The organism is Reticulibacter mediterranei (genome assembly GCF_016587455.1).
The window spans coordinates 5,216,834-5,233,836 of the sequence record NZ_BNJK01000001.1 but is presented as its reverse complement, the minus strand read 5'-3'; the positions used below and the strand labels follow the sequence as shown (position 1 = coordinate 5,233,836).

Sequence of the window (17,003 nt, the reverse complement as noted above, 5' to 3'; positions counted from 1 at the left end):
ACCATTCATGGTCCTTTCGTCATACACGATCTAGAAAGAAATCCCCTCATTGCTTTACTTCTATTCGTCTTCGCTTCGTCTTATTTTAACATGGATTATTGTTCAACCTGCTCTGATTGAACAGCTCATAGACCATAATGCCTGTCGCAATGGCAAGGTTCAGCGAATCGGTCTCGCCAACCATCGGAATACGCACCATGATATCGCACAGGGCTTGTAACTCCTGCGGGAGACCTTTGCGCTCCTCACCCATTAGCAACAGCGTCGGGCGTTGATACGTGACGGCGTGATAATCGTGTGGAGCAGAGGGAGACGTGCCAACAAGCATACAGCGATGGTGCTGCTTCCAGCGTTTGAAGGCTGCAATGCTGATGCGTACAAAGCGTTGGGAGAAGATCGCACCCATTGTAGAGCGTACGGCGGCGGGATCGTAAGGATCGATGCTGTTATCCAACAAGACGACGCCAGCGCCGCCAACTGCCTCGGATGTACGCAGCATCGTTCCCAGGTTGCCGGGCGAGTTGACGGTCTGAAGAGCAAGCCAGCACAATTCGGCATCGGGCCTGATCTCTTCCAGTGACTCCCAGCGCTGCCGCACAACAGCTCCGATCCCTTGCGGTTCCAGCACCCGCGAGAGATCGCGAAAAACAGCGGCAGGCACCTCCACAACTGGCGTACCTAGCTGCTTTTGTTGCTGAACCAGCCTGTAGGCAAAGGGATGATCCAGCAGGGAATGACATACAACCAGCGTTTCCAGGGGAATGTGATGCTGAACGGCATGGGCCACGAAGCGCAAACCTTCCACATAATAGAGGCCAGTGCGTTGACGCTCCTCCCGCGTGCGTAGAGCATAGATGCGTTGGAGGCGAGCATGCTGCTGATTACTGCGAGCAGAAACATGGCGAGAACGAGCATGGGATGTAGCAGAAGATGTCATAGATGGTGTGGTCGTTAAGTCCTGTCTGCATGGGCAGAGAGGCTATGAGAAGCGACCGCCTTCTTTTCTATAAGGAGTAATTAGAGACTGTAAACGTAGGGAACATCCACGCTTAGAGCATACGAAACATATATGTTTTTGTCAATAAAGATAAGAATAAGGTCAGGGCTTTCCAATTCTCTCATCTAGCGGGAGTGCAGAGGGCGGCAGCCCTTTGCCGGGGTGCGGGGTGTCCCCGCAAAAAACCTTTTTTCTTCTCTTTTGCGCGCCGCCTGCGGCGGCGCGCGAAGGAGGGAAGGAAACTGGGGACACCCCAGACCCCGGCAGGGAGACCCTGCACCCCTTTGAGCGGAGAACTGGAAAGCCCTGAGAATAAGGTGCCACAGATGGAAATATCACAGCTGCGGCACCTTATTCGATTCGTCACTCGACGAGCGGCTTGATGATGAACAGCTCTATTTGAGTGAAAAATCATCGGCATAGACGTTCCCTTGAGCATACCAGCCATGTATGTAGATCGTCACGCTGGTCTGAGAGGCACCAGTTGTGAACGGCACACTCAACAGGGTGTAGCTGCTGCTGCTTGTCCAGTTAGAGGCTCCGTTCTGAATACCGATATAAGCGTAAGAGCCATTAACATAGGCCGAGAGGGTATAAGAGTGGTTCGGCTGCACGGTGATGGTCTGATCGCACTCTCCGGTCGTCGAACTACCCGGCGTCACCTGTAACGCATGCGAGCCGCTATGGACGGGAGAGGTGACGGCTTTGTCGGCGGAGTCACAGGTCCAACCGGAGAGGCTCCCCGTCTCGAAACCGGAGTTCGTTACCAGATTGCCGCCCGGCGTCGGAGTGGGTGTAACACCAGTCGTTGGCGTGGCGGTCGCGGTTGTCGTTTTTGTCGGTGTTGGCGTGGGCGTTGGATTGCTACTGCTGCCACCGCCAAAGACTTTAAAGAAATTGGTGAACGCGAAAGTACTTTGCGAGATGCCGCTACATGTTGGAGATGCGGTGGTTGAGCCAGCGCAGCCGCCATTATCGCGCGAGATAGACCAGAAAGCCAGTTCGCCAATGCTATTCGCTTGAGCGAAAGAGAGCACCTCCTGTGCATTGCTCATGCTGAAGATCTCGCCTGCGCTGTCGTTTTGACCGATCATCGGCGTGATACCAACCATCGCCCACAACTGGCTGGAAGATTTCGAAGGATAGATGCTCTGCAATTCCGAGTGGAGGCCGTTGGCGGCGCTGATAGCCGCCTGTCCCATCTGGCTATTCGGCGAACCATAATCCATCGTCATGAGATTGACCATGCTGATATTCACGCCCTGCGAGACCGCATTATTCAGCAAGCCGAGGCTATCGCTGAGCAGGCCAGTCGTAGCTGAAGGGAGAGTGAACGAGATCGCAAGGCCAGGATTCGCCTTTTGCAGGGCAACCAGAGCTGCGTTGCGGCGCGTGTAGGAGGTTGAATCACCCTGTGCTCCACCTTCGATATCAAAATCGAGATGGTTCACATGGTACTGATTAATCACCGCCTGATACTGAGCTTGCAAGCTACTTACGCTGGTACAGACCTGCGCTAATTCCTGTCCGGCCTGTCCACCAAACGCAATAATGACATCTCCGCCCTGATCGCGAATATATTGAATATCGCTATCCAGGTGTGGCAAATAGATATTTGTCTGATTGAGTGGGATAGTGCCAGCCCATTCAGCATTACAACCACTAGAACCAATGAAGGCCAACGTGTAATACTTTTGTCCGGTACTCTGCACGACCGATTGCAACGTCGGGCCACTAAGGGTGATATCGATATATGGGGCAAAGTAGGAACTGGGGACGCCGGCTGCGTGAGCGCGGGGAAGAGAGTTTCTAAGCACTACTCCGGTAGCCAGGACGCCAGTAACGATCAAAAAGCTGGCAATGGCAAAGATCACCAGCCGTTTTGGGGACTGCATGTAGCTTTCCTCCTTGAAAAGTATGCTCGAAAAACTAGTTATGATTTGCAACATCCCTGCATCGCCTTTCGAGACTCTACTAACCAGTCTAGCTTTCCCTTCAAAAACTTGTCAACACATCTAGACCACTATACCTATATTTTGGGGCAATAGCAACCAGAAATTAACCAGGCGAAAGCGTTTACTCACGATCAGTGGCGTTTTAACTTGTCTGAGACTGAAGGATTTGGTACATGCAGTAAACGGTTCGAGGTCATTTCTGCCACAATGAAATTTAACCAGATAACCCGGCTCCTCCTGTCGTAGTCGCGCGATTTATCACGCAATCCTGCACATGCGCGATAAATCGCGCGACTACGACAGGAGGAGCCGTCATAAAGCGTTACAATTCATCATAGTAGGAGATTATGATGAATCAGAGGATAAATGGGGCATGATGAATTATGCTAGTACAATCTACACGCCAAAGATTGATCCATGCTGATGATTGAATATTCAAGGTCCCCAATCATTAACATGGATCGTTTTCAGGTGGCGAACTCAGACCTGAACTTCTTCGTGTAACCAGGACGGCATGACGCCCCACAGGTTGAGAGCGGATGTACGAGTATGCCAGAGGCGCGGCGCAATAGTGACATCGCGATCATGGTATTGCTGCAATCCAGCGGATAGCTCGATATGAGTACCATCGGGATTGGCAAAGCGCACGAAAAGATCGTTGCCTGCGCCGTGTCGTCCCGGCCCCCAGAGGATCTGGACCTCTTGCTGATATAAAAGATCGGCCCAGCGCACAATATCATTGTTATCAGCGATGGTAAAGCCGATATGATCGATTCCAGGCTGGCCCTGAGTAAACATAATGGTGTGGTGGTTTGCATTACAGCGCAGCCAGGCACGCTCACGCAACAGCCAGTCGGAGATATCGAAGCCCAGCGCTTCTGTATAAAACTCAACCATTTCTTCCAGTTGCGGAGTATTGAGCGCGATATGTTGTAGTACCTGGGGACGCAGAGATGAACGACGTGTATACGTCGTGCCGGTCGGCGGAAAAAGCTCGTCAGTCGCGACGGTTATTGCAATACGATTGCCATCGGGATCGCTCAGCCAGAGCGCATCGCCCTGTTCCAGCTCGCCCTCACGTGGTCCAAAGACAACCTCTACACCGGCCATCTGGAGACGAGCAGCCAGAGCAGCCAGTTCCGCGTCGGTATCAACCGTAAAAGCCAGATGGTGGAGCGGAGAGCGGGCCACCGGCTTGCGTCCATTATTCACAACAGGGCGATTATCATAAAATAGTCCCAGACAATAGGGTTCATCGTCCAGAGCAAAAAAGAGATTGGCCTCTTCCAGATCAAGATCAGAGGGGGCATCAGATGTCGTGCGCAGATCAAGCCCCAACACCTGGTGATAGAAACGTGCCTGAAGCAGCACGTCCGTTGCCCATAATCCTATGTGTGCCAATCGCTTTACCTTGACTTTTTGAATCTGCTGATTGCTCACAGCTACCTCCTGATATTTATAGCCGGCACGACACGAGTAGTTAAACCAACTGGTATCATACTCATAAGATTACAGGAGGGTCAACAGCATTACCCGAAGGTCACATGTTTATCGCGCCTCTTCATCTATATGCACTTCTATATGTCCGCCTGTGTACTCGTCATATCTACCGGTAGTTGACATGGAGATATCGGAAGGATGCTCGAGCTGAGTGTGCGGCACGTCTTGCTCAGAAGGCTGATTGGTATCCAGAAAGTGTTCTATATTGGTGGAAGAGAGATCAATGGTCTCCAGTACACGCACGAGGGGAGTGGAAGGCATCGGTGTCGCAGGAAATAGTGGTCGCGTCACAGGAACAGGAGGGAGAGAAGCCACGATAGGTCGCGTTTTCGCAATCGTCGGAAAATGTTGCTGACCTTCACGCTTTGCTGCGACATGTTTTGTAGCAGGCTTCGCACCATGTTTTGTTTTATAGGACGAGGCATGCCTGGCAACGAGGGTCATTTGCAGACAAACGTACCAGAGCCGCACAGTCAGAGCAATTGTTGCCAGCCAGAAGAGGACCAGCAGCATGGTTACGGCCCAGGGACGCAGCATAAACAGCGCCAGCAGCACACCCGTCATCAGAAAAGATATCCCCAGTGCACTATACAGCAGATAGATGCGAAACGTGCCTCGTAATGTTCGTTTTTGATCGTTCTGTTGCGGTCTTTTTTTTCTTAACCAGCTGATTTCTTTTAAGATTATCAATCTGCGCCGCTGGGCATGTTTGCCAGTAGCCAGACAACGGCGCACCTCCAGTGGCCAGAACGCATGGCTGGCACCGCCTGGATAGACAGAAATTTCCTGCTGCGACTCTGGTATTTGTAGTTGCGTTTGTCGCTTTTTGCCTCTGTTCGCTCTACTTTTTTGCTTCCTACTCACCACATCCACACCCTGTTTGTAGAACAGACAAACATCCCCTATCGCGATACTGAAGTGCCGGTCAAGCACCGGCGATCTCCAGTGCCGGGTGTTCTCCACCGCCTGGAATACTCGATCCAGTCATCGTTGAGTACATAGTGCTGGCTTTACCACCGCCTGTCGCATAACACACCACCAGTTTCCACCGACCCCACAGCCCTTAAAGCATTCCGCTTCAGTTATGCTGACCTATCCACACATTCCACAACGCCCAACACATGAACTACAGATGAACTATAGATGAAGTTGTACCTTCACCACCCACAACCACCTGATTCCACAACCCGGTACATTCCAGAGAACGCGCCCCGCTGCTCGACATGAGCCATTTTACTCCCTTCAGAGAAGGGAGTAGAGGAGCGTAGTGTTCCGCACACCGGCACTTCACTATCGCGATAGGGGATTGCTCATTTGCTGCCGCAGTTGATGAGCGGAAGAGGAACACAAGAGGAGTTCAACCACCACATCACCTGACACTGTCGACAAATCTCCATAAATAGCGTCCTACCTGACTGCACTCTCCCGCTGCCTGTGGAGGGAATAGCCGATAGAAGCTATCCTAGGGATAAGCGAATCACCAGAACGTGATTACAGATATATTGTAATGCCAGCCAGATCGTTTGTGGTTATGAAGATATGGAGATTCAGTTAAGAATGCAACGAACTTCAGAAAATTTCTTAACTTGTTGATTTGTTGATTTGATTATCATCATATTGGAATTATACAATTTCTTTACAAAATCCGAATTAACACTCCAAAAATAGAACTTTTCTCTTCTTATACTGCAAATTTTAGCTCAAGGGGAGGGAATATAGGCAACGGTGTGGAGATATATGGAGAACGTCATCTCTCTACGTCTTTGCGGCTGTAGAACTGGTGCATCCAGCGAATAGGCAAGATGCACCAACGTTCATGCCTTTTTTTATAGAGAGAGGCGCTCAATTAGCCTCGCTGTCCTCGACGTGAATTTTGCCACGTAGCACATCGGGAGGAGTATAAGAGGGAGGGTCCCATTCAAAGGTAACTTTTTGCCGTTTAATGGGAACATTTGCCAGGAGCTTGTCCCAGCCGTCCTCGTGTGCCAGGGTTAATTCAACCTGATCTTCATCGACATCCAGACGTTTGGAAAGCACAGAAAGAAGCTCATCTTTAATCATTTCCAATAACGCTGGATTCACCTTTAAGCGGTCATGCATCAGCACAACCTTTAAGCGTTCCTTCGCCAGTTCCCCTGGTGTTGGTTTTTTTCGACCGACCATAAACTCAAAAACACCCATACAACTGCCCCCTTTAGGACGACTGAGAAGGGATCTGTTTCTCAGGCATTGCGGGTCCAAACCCTACCAAGCGGCGTAAACGTTCCAGGAGCGACGGGGAGTCAGCCACCTCGTCGAGAGGAATTTCCTCACCCAGGATACGCTGAGCTGAGTTCATGAAGGCTCGCCCAGCACGTGAGCGCTTATCATAGACAGCAGGTTCACCTTTGTTCGTGGCAACAATAATCGCTTCATCCTCGGGAACGATGCCAAGTAAATCAATTCCCAGCACTTCCAGCACATCCGCCACATCCATCATATCGCCCCGCTTAACCATCTCCGGGCGCAACCGATTGAGGATGAGCCGAGGTTCTGGTTTTCCAGCCGCCTCTACCAGGCCAATGATGCGGTCAGCATCACGCACCGAAGCCATTTCAGGATTTGCCACAATCACGATTTCATCGGCACCAACGATGGCGTTGCGGAAGCCTTGCTCGATGCCTGCGGGTGAATCGAGAATGACAAAATCGAACTCCTGGCGTAGTTGCTGACACAATTGTTCCATCTGAACACTATTGACCGCATTTTTGTCGCGCGTTTGAGCGGCAGGCAACAAATACAATTCGGGCAAGCGCTTATCTTTAATGAGTGCCTGTCGCAGACGACACTGGCCCTCAACGACATCGACCAGATCATAGACGATGCGGTTCTCCAGGCCCAGCACAGCGTCAAGGTTACGCAGACCAATATCGGCGTCTACTACAGCCACCTTTTTGCCCTGCATAGCCAGGGCCGTTCCCAGGTTTGCAGTAGTGGTTGTTTTGCCTACGCCGCCTTTACCCGATGTAATTGTGATTACCCTGCTGTCCATGCTCTACTCCCGATGCATATATGTTCAGAATTTTTATGTAGAAGAACGTCTAGCTGCTGGCATTATGTGCCATCTAGTATACCACGAACTGCTGTATATAAACAGTTACATATTGAAGCGCATTAACATACGCCCGTCTGTTGAAGACAGTTTCCATTTCTTTAGTAGTATACAAGGTAATCGTAGTAATTGTCACTCCATAGCGCTGACGACTGAAAATCAGCGACGAGGAGAGCGCCCACTAACCCAGGTTTCGACGACGATCTGGCCGTGCCGAATCATCGCGACTTCGGGCCGTGGTTGTGCCTCAAAGCCCTCCGGGGGGCGTGAGAGCAAATGGGCAATCCGTAATTGAACCGGAGATAGGCACAGCGAACAAACGACTGATTGATCGTTGTCGGGATAGCCCGCATGTACCATTCCGCGCAAAACCCCCCAAACAACAATATCTCCACCCGCCACAATTTCCGCACCGGGGTTGACATCGCCAAGCACCACGACATTGCTGTGGTGGTGGATCGCTTGCCCGGAGCGCACCGTTCGCCGAATAAAGAGGGTATCATCTGATTCGCGTGGATCACGCTGCATGATCGGCTCATTCGTCTGCACGATGGGTGCCTCCGACAGTGGCTCATCGAGATACAAAGGAATTGTTCTCTTTGTTTCTTTTTGCTGTTCGATAACCTTTTCTAAAGGTGTGACCGACATTTGATAATGTGCAAGTAATTTTTCTAGTTGTAATCGCTCACTGACACGCAGGTTTCGACGACTGGTATCAACCGTCAGCGAGGCACCTCGAAAAAAGGTTGGAGCCTCCGACAGCCTTTCGGCCAGTGCAGTGAGCAGGTCTCCAAAAGGGGTCTCTGGCTCCAACGTCAAAAGCAAGCCACTGCGTGTTCCTTTTATGGCAATATAGGCTGACACAGACTGTCTATCCTCTCTTTCCAGCCCGCTTTGTTGCGTTGATGCCTCCGACGCGTCCTTTCCCGTTTTCTCCTCCATACCCGGCCCCCATGTGCTACTGGAAGCAGCTTCTCGCGAACAACATGTGCAACTATGTTGAATGCGGTACATATGCCTACATCCATATGTGTCCGCTATGATACAGTATAAGCATGTGACTAGTAAAACGCAATAGAACTCAAGGGTTTGTAGTCGCGATGCGTCCATTATTATGACAGAAAGCTCAAGTGGAGGGCAAGCCGGTGGGAATTCTGGATAAGGATTCACGCGCAGAGGTGGATAGAACGCTTATTACACATTCCTTTTCTGCATTGCCTCCTGTAGCCCTTCTTCAAATACACAATCCCGGTGGTGCCTGCAAATTTTAATATAATGTTAACCCCCCTGGTCCTGTTCCATAGAGACAAGCTTGCCGACCTTTTCAACAACAGGCCATAATACAGAGAGAATACGCACCTTATCTCATATGTGGTGCAAGCAGAGGAAGAGATAATGACATTTATGGACTTTCCAACGCAACGAGAACTCGTCTTAACCAGCGGAACAACGAAAATCGGCATTATTCCCGACATAGATCTGGTCTCGCATTTTCAGGTGGACTCCTGGCAGGTGCTTTATCGTCCGATGCAAACGGGCAATGTCAAGCGCTGGGGGCTGCCTTTGATGATCCCGAACTTCTCGCGGCTCAAAAATGGCATCTTTCAGGAGAAAGGAACCACGCTCCCAATTCACGGCTTCGGTCGCCTACTGGCCTGGACATTGACGAAACAGAGCGAGGCGAGCGCAACGCTGCAATTGCAGAGCAGCGATGCCACCCGTTCCAACTATCCCTACGAATTTACCTTTACCGCCACAATTACAGTTGGTGAAGGCACGCTGACATATACTTTGACGATGGAGAATCGCAGCGACGAGGTGATGCCCATCGCACCCGGCTTCCATCCATACTTTTCAGTAGCGCAGAGCGACAAGGCCAGGCTGGAAACCTCTGGCCCTCCCGGATTCGATCCAAAGACATGGCAATGGGATACGCAGCCGCCCAACAATCCTTACCCTTTCCCACAGAAAGTAACGGTGCGCATCCCCCGGCGCGGTGTGCTGACCATCGCTGAGCAGCCAGTCAACGGTCAGTATTCGCTCTCCGCCATGCAGGTCTGGTCCGAGCCAGCCAGCGCCCCGGACCACGAGTTTGTCTGCTTCGAGCCGGTCGTTGCCAGCGAGGACGGCCTCAATCGTCCCCAGGATCGCATCAATATCCCTCCCCACGAGGCTCATCAACTTACGCTGCAACTTACTGCGAAACCATTCTGATTAGTCTATCGCTTGCCTAGACCGCCTTGTACGGACCCGATTTATCGCGTCCCATTTATCCTGATTTATCCATAAATCTGGCATCTGCATGATATGGATGAATCAATGGATAAATGGGACGCGATAAATCGGGTCCGTACAACTTGTTTTGCCCTTTTTATTCCTTCAATTTTTTTAGGCAAATAAATTGTAACTGACGGTAACTTGTAATCGTATAAACTACAACAATTACAAGAGGCCATGAAGAGAGGATATACGAGGTGGGGTACACACTTGTCGCCCTCAAAATACACGAGGAGCGACTAGCCGGTACGTGCATTTCCCCCATCAGTAAGATATAATAAGGATGTTGCCATACAATGGCCCACCCATATCCTTTTTCACATGGATTTCTTAGAGGGTAATAGATGTGGAGGCCCAGAAAGCAGGTACATCATATGGATAAACAGCCGGGTAATAAATACTGGCTACAAAATAGTAACGATAGGCAGCAGGCGCGTCCAGGACCGGGGGGCCGCAATAATGGGCAGACCCCACAGCCGCGACCATCAGGAGGAATCAATCGCTGGCTCTGGCTGCTGGTTGGCATCATGCTGGCCTTATTCATATTCAATTATGTAAACAATTCCAATCAGAGCGCCAACTCACCACAACGAGTGGAACTGAGCTACACACAATTCTATAACGAGATCCAGAAGGATAATGTGAAGTCAGCGACGTTTATTGGCCAGACCGACATTACCGGCGAACTCAACGCTCCTGTGAATGGTCAGTCGCAATATCACGTCTATCAGCTGCCAAATGGAGATGATCAGCTTGCACAGCTGCTAATCCAACATAAAGCGAAAGTGGTCTATCAGCCACCGCCCGACAATAGCTTCTGGCTTAACCTGCTCATTACCTTCCTGCCCTGGGTTTTCCTGATCGGCCTGTTCTTCTTCTTCAGTCGTCGAGCGACACAGGGGCAACAAGGCATCTTCAGCTTTGGCAAGAGCCGTGCTAAGTTGATCCTGGAGGATCGACCCAGCACAACATTTGCCGATGTCGCAGGCGTGGATGAGTCGAAGTACGAACTACAAGAGGTGGTTGAGTTCCTGAAGACGCCGCAGAAGTTCCAGCGTTTAGGCGGCAAGATCCCGCGCGGCGTGTTGCTGGTTGGCCCTCCAGGAACCGGTAAAACGCTGCTGGCACGTGCTGTGGCGGGAGAAGCTGGCGTACCCTTCTTCTCGATGAGCGGCTCCGAGTTTGTCGAGGTACTGGTTGGTGTCGGTGCCAGTCGCGTGCGTGACCTGTTCGATCAGGCCAAAAAAGCCTCGCCCAGCATCATCTTTATCGATGAGATCGATGCCGTTGGTCGCCAGCGTGGAGCCAGCATTAACACGAACGATGAGCGTGAGCAGACCTTGAACCAACTGCTTGTCGAGATGGACGGTTTCGACGCACGGCAAGCGGTCGTAGTGCTGGCAGCAACGAACCGCCCTGATGGTCTCGATCAGGCGCTTCTGCGTCCGGGCCGCTTTGACCGGCGCGTGACTGTTGATCGTCCCGATTGGAATGGTCGCCTGGCAATTCTGAAGATTCACACTCGCGACGTACCGCTCTCAAGCGATATCGATCTGCAAGCCATCGCTCGTTCAACAACAGGTATGGTCGGTGCGGATCTGGCGAATCTGGTCAACGAAGCCGCTCTACTGGCGGCACGACGCAATCTGGATCGTGTGAACCAGCGCTGTTTTGAAGAGGCGCTGGATAAGATTCTGCTTGGTGCCGAGCGTCCGCTGGTGCTGAGCGACGAAGACCTGAATGTTACCGCATATCATGAGGGTGGTCACGCGCTCACCGGGCTGGTCAGCGAGGGTGCCGATCCGGTCACGAAAGTAACGATTGTGCCTCGTGGTCAGGCACTCGGTGTGACGATGTATACTCCGTTGGATGATCGTTACAACTACGCCAAAGAGTATCTGCTCACCCAGATCGTCACGGCGCTTGGTGGTCGTGCTGCCGAGCAGGTGGTCTTCAACAGGATCACAACCGGCGCGGAAAACGATTTGCAACGCGTCACAGCGATGGCGCGCCAGATGGTAGCGCGCTGGGGCATGAGCGAGCGGCTGGGCACGGTTTCGTTCAGTGAGCGGCAAAGCCCCTTCGCAAGTGCCGGCGATACGGGAGCGCCCACGAATTATAGCGAAGAGACGGCAGAGATCATTGATGAGGAGGTAGACCGCATCGTGCGCACCTGCTACGATCAGGCAATCGAGGCTCTCACCACCTACCGTCCGGCGCTGGATCGAATCGCGCAGGAGCTACGGCGTCACGAAACGATAGACGCCAAACAACTGCACAACATTCTGGAGGAGACAGGGACGCCCCTGGCGCAGTCGCAATTGCATCCCGATCAGCGACAACCTACGACAACACTGGCCCCACCGCCTCCTGCGGAACCAGTCACGCCACCAGAAATGGAATCGCACCAGGAATCGCAATAACAGAGCCGGTCAGCATTCTGTTGCTGACCGGCCTTTTTATTTCTGGTTGTTCTCAAAAAAGGCGCGCATACCTGGATGCTCTTGCATAATGGCATCCAGGCTTTCAGGAGAGAGCGCCATAAAGGTTCCTTGCCCCTCAGCCAGCACAATGCTTTCATCATCTGAATAGGTCAAGACACCAATTGCTTGCGCCATGCGTCCTCGTACTTTTTCCAATCGCGCGCGAACCCGCAGTAGTGGACCATATGGGACGTAACGACGATAGCGTATCTCCAGGCGACCCGTCATCGTCCATGTTGGCTGTTCTGTGAGCATAGTGGTACGGTTGAGCGCTTCATCCAGGATCGCGGCAACGATGCCACCATGAATGACGCCAGGGAAGCCCTGATGCTCCTGCTGAGGCCGGAAATCAGAGACGACCGTATCTTCTTCCAGGCGAAAGGTCATATGCAGGCCAAACGGATTGCGCTGTCCACAGGCAAAACAGAGCTGATAGTCAGTAGTATCGTTCAATTCCATAGGGGATAGTCCATCTCTCTCTACCCATTTTTATTTCTGAGTCTATCACAGACAAAATTGTCGGACAAGGCAAGGCTCGCCTCGATACATTTGCGAATGGCCTTCGTTTTCTAATATAATGGAGTACCTCAATAGCCCAGCATATCCACTTACCATGAGTGAGGCGTTACCTCATTCTCATGCGTGTTGGTAAACAGAGAACCTATCCATTTTCGTTGGTATCTACACAAATAACAACTGAAAGCCGGGAGAAAACGATGGTAAAGACCACAGACACCACCAAACCAGCACCTTCACAGAAAAAGCAGACAAAGAAGCAAGCCAAACGGGAAACAAAGTTGCAGGCTAAGATTAAACAGGCCAGACAGGATGTACAGAAGGCAGAAAAAAAGGTGAACAGAGTACAATCCAAACTGGCAGATGCCCAGGCACATGTTTTCAATCTGGAAGAACAGCTCTCTCAACTGCAATCTTCTCGACAGTCTCTTAATGGCATTCCTGCCGCGAGCAGCAACGATCAGCAGGCCGAGTTGCCACCGCTGGACATGCTAGTTACCGAAGCAGAAGCACCAGCCGCCCAGGAGGAGGCGATAGAAGAACTGCATCAAGAATCGCTGCCACCTGTCGAAGGACGCGCAGATGTTCCTGCCGATCAGCCAGCCGCCACTGAGAACCAGGAACCTTCTTCCGAGTCAACAGAAGAGCAGGAAAACGTCGCCGTTCCTGCCCCTGAAGAAGCTCTTAGCGAGACAAACACACAATCCGAAGAGAACCTGAGCACAGATGAGCAAGCTGATGCTGAGACCAGCAAAGCACCAGAAGCGGTCAACGACGAGCAGAGCGCAGACAACACTCCCACCACTGAGGAGGCCCTCCACCGACGAAAAACCCGGCGAGGCAGCGACAAAACAACAGCCGAAGAACAATAAGCTGTTTATGGGTGTATCCCTGGAATCTTCCAGGGATACACGAATATGGGAGGGGCGCTCACCACCTCTTTTTCCTCTCTATGTAAGAGTGACACCACGCTGCTTCAAATTCAGATAGATCCACAGGCTGATCCCCAATAGCAGACCGCCGAGCATATACGCTCCAAGCACATCGCTGGCCCAATGATCTCCCAGGTAGATGCGCGATGGGCCAACCAGGACGACAAAGAAAGCTGGCACGATCAGCAAGGCGTAGTGCCACCAGCGATCTCTTTTGAAGAGAATAAAGCCCAGTGCAAAGAGCAGCCCCCAGTACGCCATATAGGACATCACGTGTCCACTGGGAAAGCTCTTCCCGCCAACGACCTGAAGCACTTCCACCAGACTTGCGGTAGGACGTGGTCGATTAATCAGCACTTTTATCCCGATATTCAACAGGGTACTGACTGCTGAAAGCACAACGATATAAAGCGCCTCCAGGCGCAATCGCGCCAGCCAGAAAGCGGCACCTGTCAGCGCTACCAGTATTGAAAAGAGCGGCGGATAGTTGCCAAGCCAGCTCACAAAGGCCATCAGCGCTTGAAACCAGGGGTTCTGGTTCTCCTGAAATTCACGGGTGATGAAGACATCGATAGCGAGGACGGGATTGAAGTAGACATACCCGGCCAGCAGGCCAAACAGGAGGAAGACAACGATACAAACCGCTGCAAGCACTTGCGTACGCTGAAGGACACGATACCAGGGAGCGCGCCCCCGAGCCACTTCCTGCTGCACCTGCTCAACTGCCCCTTCGATATTGCTTTCGACTTTTTTGCTGGTTGGTTCGTCTTTCTCATCGACCGATTCTTTTTTGAAACGTTGTGGCATAGGGCACTACCTCTTTTTAAGACTCATATCTATCAGGATAAGAATCCTGGATGGTAATGTATGGATACCAATATGTATAGTACGTTGCTTGCTGTAAAACTGTTTCTTCATCCAGCCGGCCATTGACGCGCGGGTCTTCTCGCTATATGCTTCTTAACAAGGAGGAAAGTATGGCTTATATTGAAGTGAGACCGGCCCGGCCAGAGGACCGCGAGGCAGTTCTGGCATTCTGTCGTAACACCTGGGAATGGGGCGACTATATCGATCAGACCTGGGATGAGTGGCTGACCAATCCTGATGGTCGCCTCTTTGTGGCAACGGTCGAAGAGCGCCCAGCAGGTATCGTCCATCTCGATATGTTAACCAGAATCGACGCCTGGCTTGAGGGATTACGCGTCGATCCACAGTATCGCCAGCAAGGGCTGGCGCGCGCCCTCTACGAAGCTCTGTTGATCGAGGCCATGCAGCGCGGCGCGACATATGCACGGCAGGCTATTGAATCGGACAACGAACCTGCTCAGCGCCTTGCCAGGCTCTTCCACTTCCGACATGTTGGCACTTCGGCGCTCTTCCATGCTTCTCCTATCCAGGCCAAACAGAAAGGGGTAGGACAGGAGAAACCACGCCTGGCTACCTCCGACGATCTAGAGACCATTGTTGATTTCCTGAATGCCTCCAACGTCTTCCCACTGGTTGGCGGCCTTTACTATGCCCACTTCAAAGCCTCTCCTATTACAGTTGAGCTGCTGGAAGAAAAGATAGCGGCAAAGCAAGTATATGTCCTGTATCGCTGGGAGCGGCTCGATGGTCTGGCAATAGCAGAGACGGCCGATTTCTTTGGTGAGAAGATCCTCTCGGTGGGCTATATTGACGGGACCGCCATCGAGCCAATCAGCCTGCTCGCCTATGATCTACGAGAACAGTTGCATGCAATGGAACTGACAAAGATACGGATCTACGCGCCCGATCTCGTGCTGGTGCGCGACGCTCTGACCGGAGTAGAGTATGAGTGGAACGGGGATACCTATACGACCTACGAACGTGGGCTGGAATAATCGTACCTCCTCTATACCTGCTTTCCCAACTGTATTATAATAAGAGTGGATGAATCAATCAGCGCAAAGAAAAAGCATCACTACGGAACACCACCAGATCAATAGAGTATTGTAGCGTATTGTAGCAAGTACAACGGAGTATAGTACAGCAAGGACGGATTCCATGGATGCTGCTCTTGTCTGCTTTTGTGATGTCTGTGGAGCTGGTGTTACGGCCCAGGCGACGCTATGTACTGTCTGCGGCAAGCCCCCTCATCAACCCGTACAATATCAACCCATACAAATCACGCCAGCTTTGCCGGGACAGCATGCACAGCTCGCTCCGCCTGTGCAAACTCCCATGCAGCCCGGCTCGCTGCTTGCCCGGCGCTATCGCATCGTAAGCAAAGCCGGCGAGGGCGGTTATGGCGTGATCTACAAGGCTGAGGATATCGACCGCTATCGGACGAAAGTAGCAATTAAACAGATCAACCTTGATACGTTGCGACCACGCGAGATGATCGAGGCCACCGATGCCTACAATCGAGAGGTGCGCTATCTCTCGCGGTTGCGGCATATCAGCCTGCCGCGCATGTACGATGCCTTCACCGATGCCGATCACTGGTACATTGTGATGGACTACATCGAAGGAACCACGCTGGAAGAGGCACTCAAGAAGACGCATCGCAAACATCTCTCATTGCGAAAGGTGCTACAGATTGGCCTGCTGCTATGCGATGTCCTGGGCTACTTACATTCACAGCAACCATCCGTCATTTTTCGCGATGTCAAACCAGCCAACATCATGCAGACAAAGGGCGGGCATCTGTACCTGATCGATTTTGGCATTGCCCGCCACTACGTTCCCGGTCGCAAACGCGATACCGGGCCGCTTGGCACGCCTGGTTATGCCGCTCCCGAACAATACGGAAGGGCGCAGACAACCACACAAACCGACATCTACGGATTGGGAGCAACGCTCCATACGTTGCTTACGGGCAAGGAGCCTTCCCTCGTTGGGAAGAAGACACGCAAACGATTTTTGCAAGGGAAAACAAGGCGACACCTTCACCAGTTATTGCAACAAATGTTGGAGCCAGACGCCAACCAGCGTCCACAAACGATTGCAGAGGTCAGGCTACAACTGCGCCTCTTATCGTCACGAGTGAATGCTCGCCGCCGCTTCTTTCGCAGCCTGTTTACTGCGCTGCCTCAATCAATCATGGATGCAATGCTCTGCACGATGATGTTTTCGATCTTTTTTATCTTTATACTTATTAATGCTCCCTGGCTGTTGATTCCCATTTTTAGCATTTTTTATGTGTTGTTGGTACTGTTCAAAATATTTATGGATCTGCGGGAGGAAGAAGAGGAAGAAACATAAAATGACGAAAGGTTTGGGTTGTATTGC

General features: G+C 51.7%; 14 protein-coding genes. 5 read left to right on the top strand and 9 right to left on the bottom strand.

The window, feature by feature from the left end:
• Window positions 1-85: 85 nt before the first annotated feature.
• The 7 genes from K3T83_RS22540 to minC form a co-directional block, all read right to left on the bottom strand.
• Window positions 86-937 carry a TrmH family RNA methyltransferase gene (locus tag K3T83_RS22540; protein ID WP_220205181.1) on the bottom strand — a complete coding sequence of 284 codons (852 nt, stop codon included), beginning with the start codon at window positions 935-937 and terminating at the stop codon, window positions 86-88.
• 455 nt (window positions 938-1,392) lie between these two features.
• Window positions 1,393-2,892 (bottom strand): carbohydrate binding domain-containing protein, encoded by a 1,500-nt coding sequence (locus K3T83_RS22535; RefSeq protein ID WP_220205180.1) that lies wholly within the window; start codon window positions 2,890-2,892, stop codon window positions 1,393-1,395.
• Window positions 2,893-3,432: 540 nt separating this feature from the next.
• Window positions 3,433-4,392 (bottom strand): VOC family protein, encoded by a 960-nt coding sequence (locus tag K3T83_RS22530; protein ID WP_220205179.1) that lies wholly within the window; start codon window positions 4,390-4,392, stop codon window positions 3,433-3,435.
• 108 nt (window positions 4,393-4,500) lie between these two features.
• The gene (locus tag K3T83_RS22525; protein ID WP_220205178.1) at window positions 4,501-5,385 is read right to left on the bottom strand and encodes a hypothetical protein; all 885 of its coding nucleotides are present in this window, start codon (window positions 5,383-5,385) and stop codon (window positions 4,501-4,503) included.
• Window positions 5,386-6,294: 909 nt separating this feature from the next.
• Entirely contained in the window at window positions 6,295-6,633 is a 339-nt protein-coding gene (minE, locus tag K3T83_RS22520) for a cell division topological specificity factor MinE (RefSeq protein WP_220205177.1), read from the bottom strand.
• 13 nt (window positions 6,634-6,646) lie between these two features.
• Window positions 6,647-7,483 carry a septum site-determining protein MinD gene (gene minD / locus K3T83_RS22515; protein WP_220205176.1) on the bottom strand — a complete coding sequence of 279 codons (837 nt, stop codon included), beginning with the start codon at window positions 7,481-7,483 and terminating at the stop codon, window positions 6,647-6,649.
• 219 nt (window positions 7,484-7,702) lie between these two features.
• A complete protein-coding gene (minC, locus tag K3T83_RS22510; RefSeq protein ID WP_220205175.1) occupies window positions 7,703-8,485 on the bottom strand; it encodes a septum site-determining protein MinC in 783 nt (260 codons plus the stop codon).
• A 453-nt stretch (window positions 8,486-8,938) separates the two neighbouring features.
• Here minC and K3T83_RS22505 point away from each other — a divergent pair, with 453 nt between their 5' ends.
• A complete protein-coding gene (locus tag K3T83_RS22505; protein WP_220205174.1) occupies window positions 8,939-9,757 on the top strand; it encodes an aldose epimerase family protein in 819 nt (272 codons plus the stop codon).
• Window positions 9,758-10,194: 437 nt separating this feature from the next.
• Window positions 10,195-12,243, top strand: a complete 2,049-nt coding sequence (ftsH, locus tag K3T83_RS22500) for an ATP-dependent zinc metalloprotease FtsH (protein ID WP_220205173.1) — start codon at window positions 10,195-10,197, stop codon at window positions 12,241-12,243.
• Window positions 12,244-12,279: 36 nt separating this feature from the next.
• Here the strand turns inward: ftsH and K3T83_RS22495 are convergent, their stop codons facing one another.
• Entirely contained in the window at window positions 12,280-12,762 is a 483-nt protein-coding gene (locus K3T83_RS22495) for a PaaI family thioesterase (RefSeq protein WP_220205172.1), read from the bottom strand.
• Between the two features lie 257 nt (window positions 12,763-13,019).
• Here K3T83_RS22495 and K3T83_RS22490 point away from each other — a divergent pair, with 257 nt between their 5' ends.
• Window positions 13,020-13,691, top strand: coding sequence for a hypothetical protein (locus K3T83_RS22490; protein ID WP_220205171.1), 672 nt, complete (start codon window positions 13,020-13,022; stop codon window positions 13,689-13,691).
• A 78-nt stretch (window positions 13,692-13,769) separates the two neighbouring features.
• Here the strand turns inward: K3T83_RS22490 and K3T83_RS22485 are convergent, their stop codons facing one another.
• Window positions 13,770-14,558, bottom strand: a complete 789-nt coding sequence (locus K3T83_RS22485) for a phosphatase PAP2 family protein (protein WP_220205170.1) — start codon at window positions 14,556-14,558, stop codon at window positions 13,770-13,772.
• 170 nt (window positions 14,559-14,728) lie between these two features.
• On the opposite strand from K3T83_RS22485, the gene K3T83_RS22480 reads away from it, so the two are divergent.
• Both K3T83_RS22480 and K3T83_RS22475 read left to right on the top strand, forming a co-directional pair.
• Entirely contained in the window at window positions 14,729-15,613 is an 885-nt protein-coding gene (locus K3T83_RS22480) for a GNAT family N-acetyltransferase (protein ID WP_220205169.1), read from the top strand.
• Between the two features lie 163 nt (window positions 15,614-15,776).
• On the top strand, window positions 15,777-16,976 hold the full coding sequence (locus tag K3T83_RS22475; RefSeq protein ID WP_220205168.1) for a serine/threonine protein kinase: 1,200 nt from the start codon (window positions 15,777-15,779) through the stop codon (window positions 16,974-16,976).
• The last annotated feature ends 27 nt before the right edge of the window (window positions 16,977-17,003 follow it).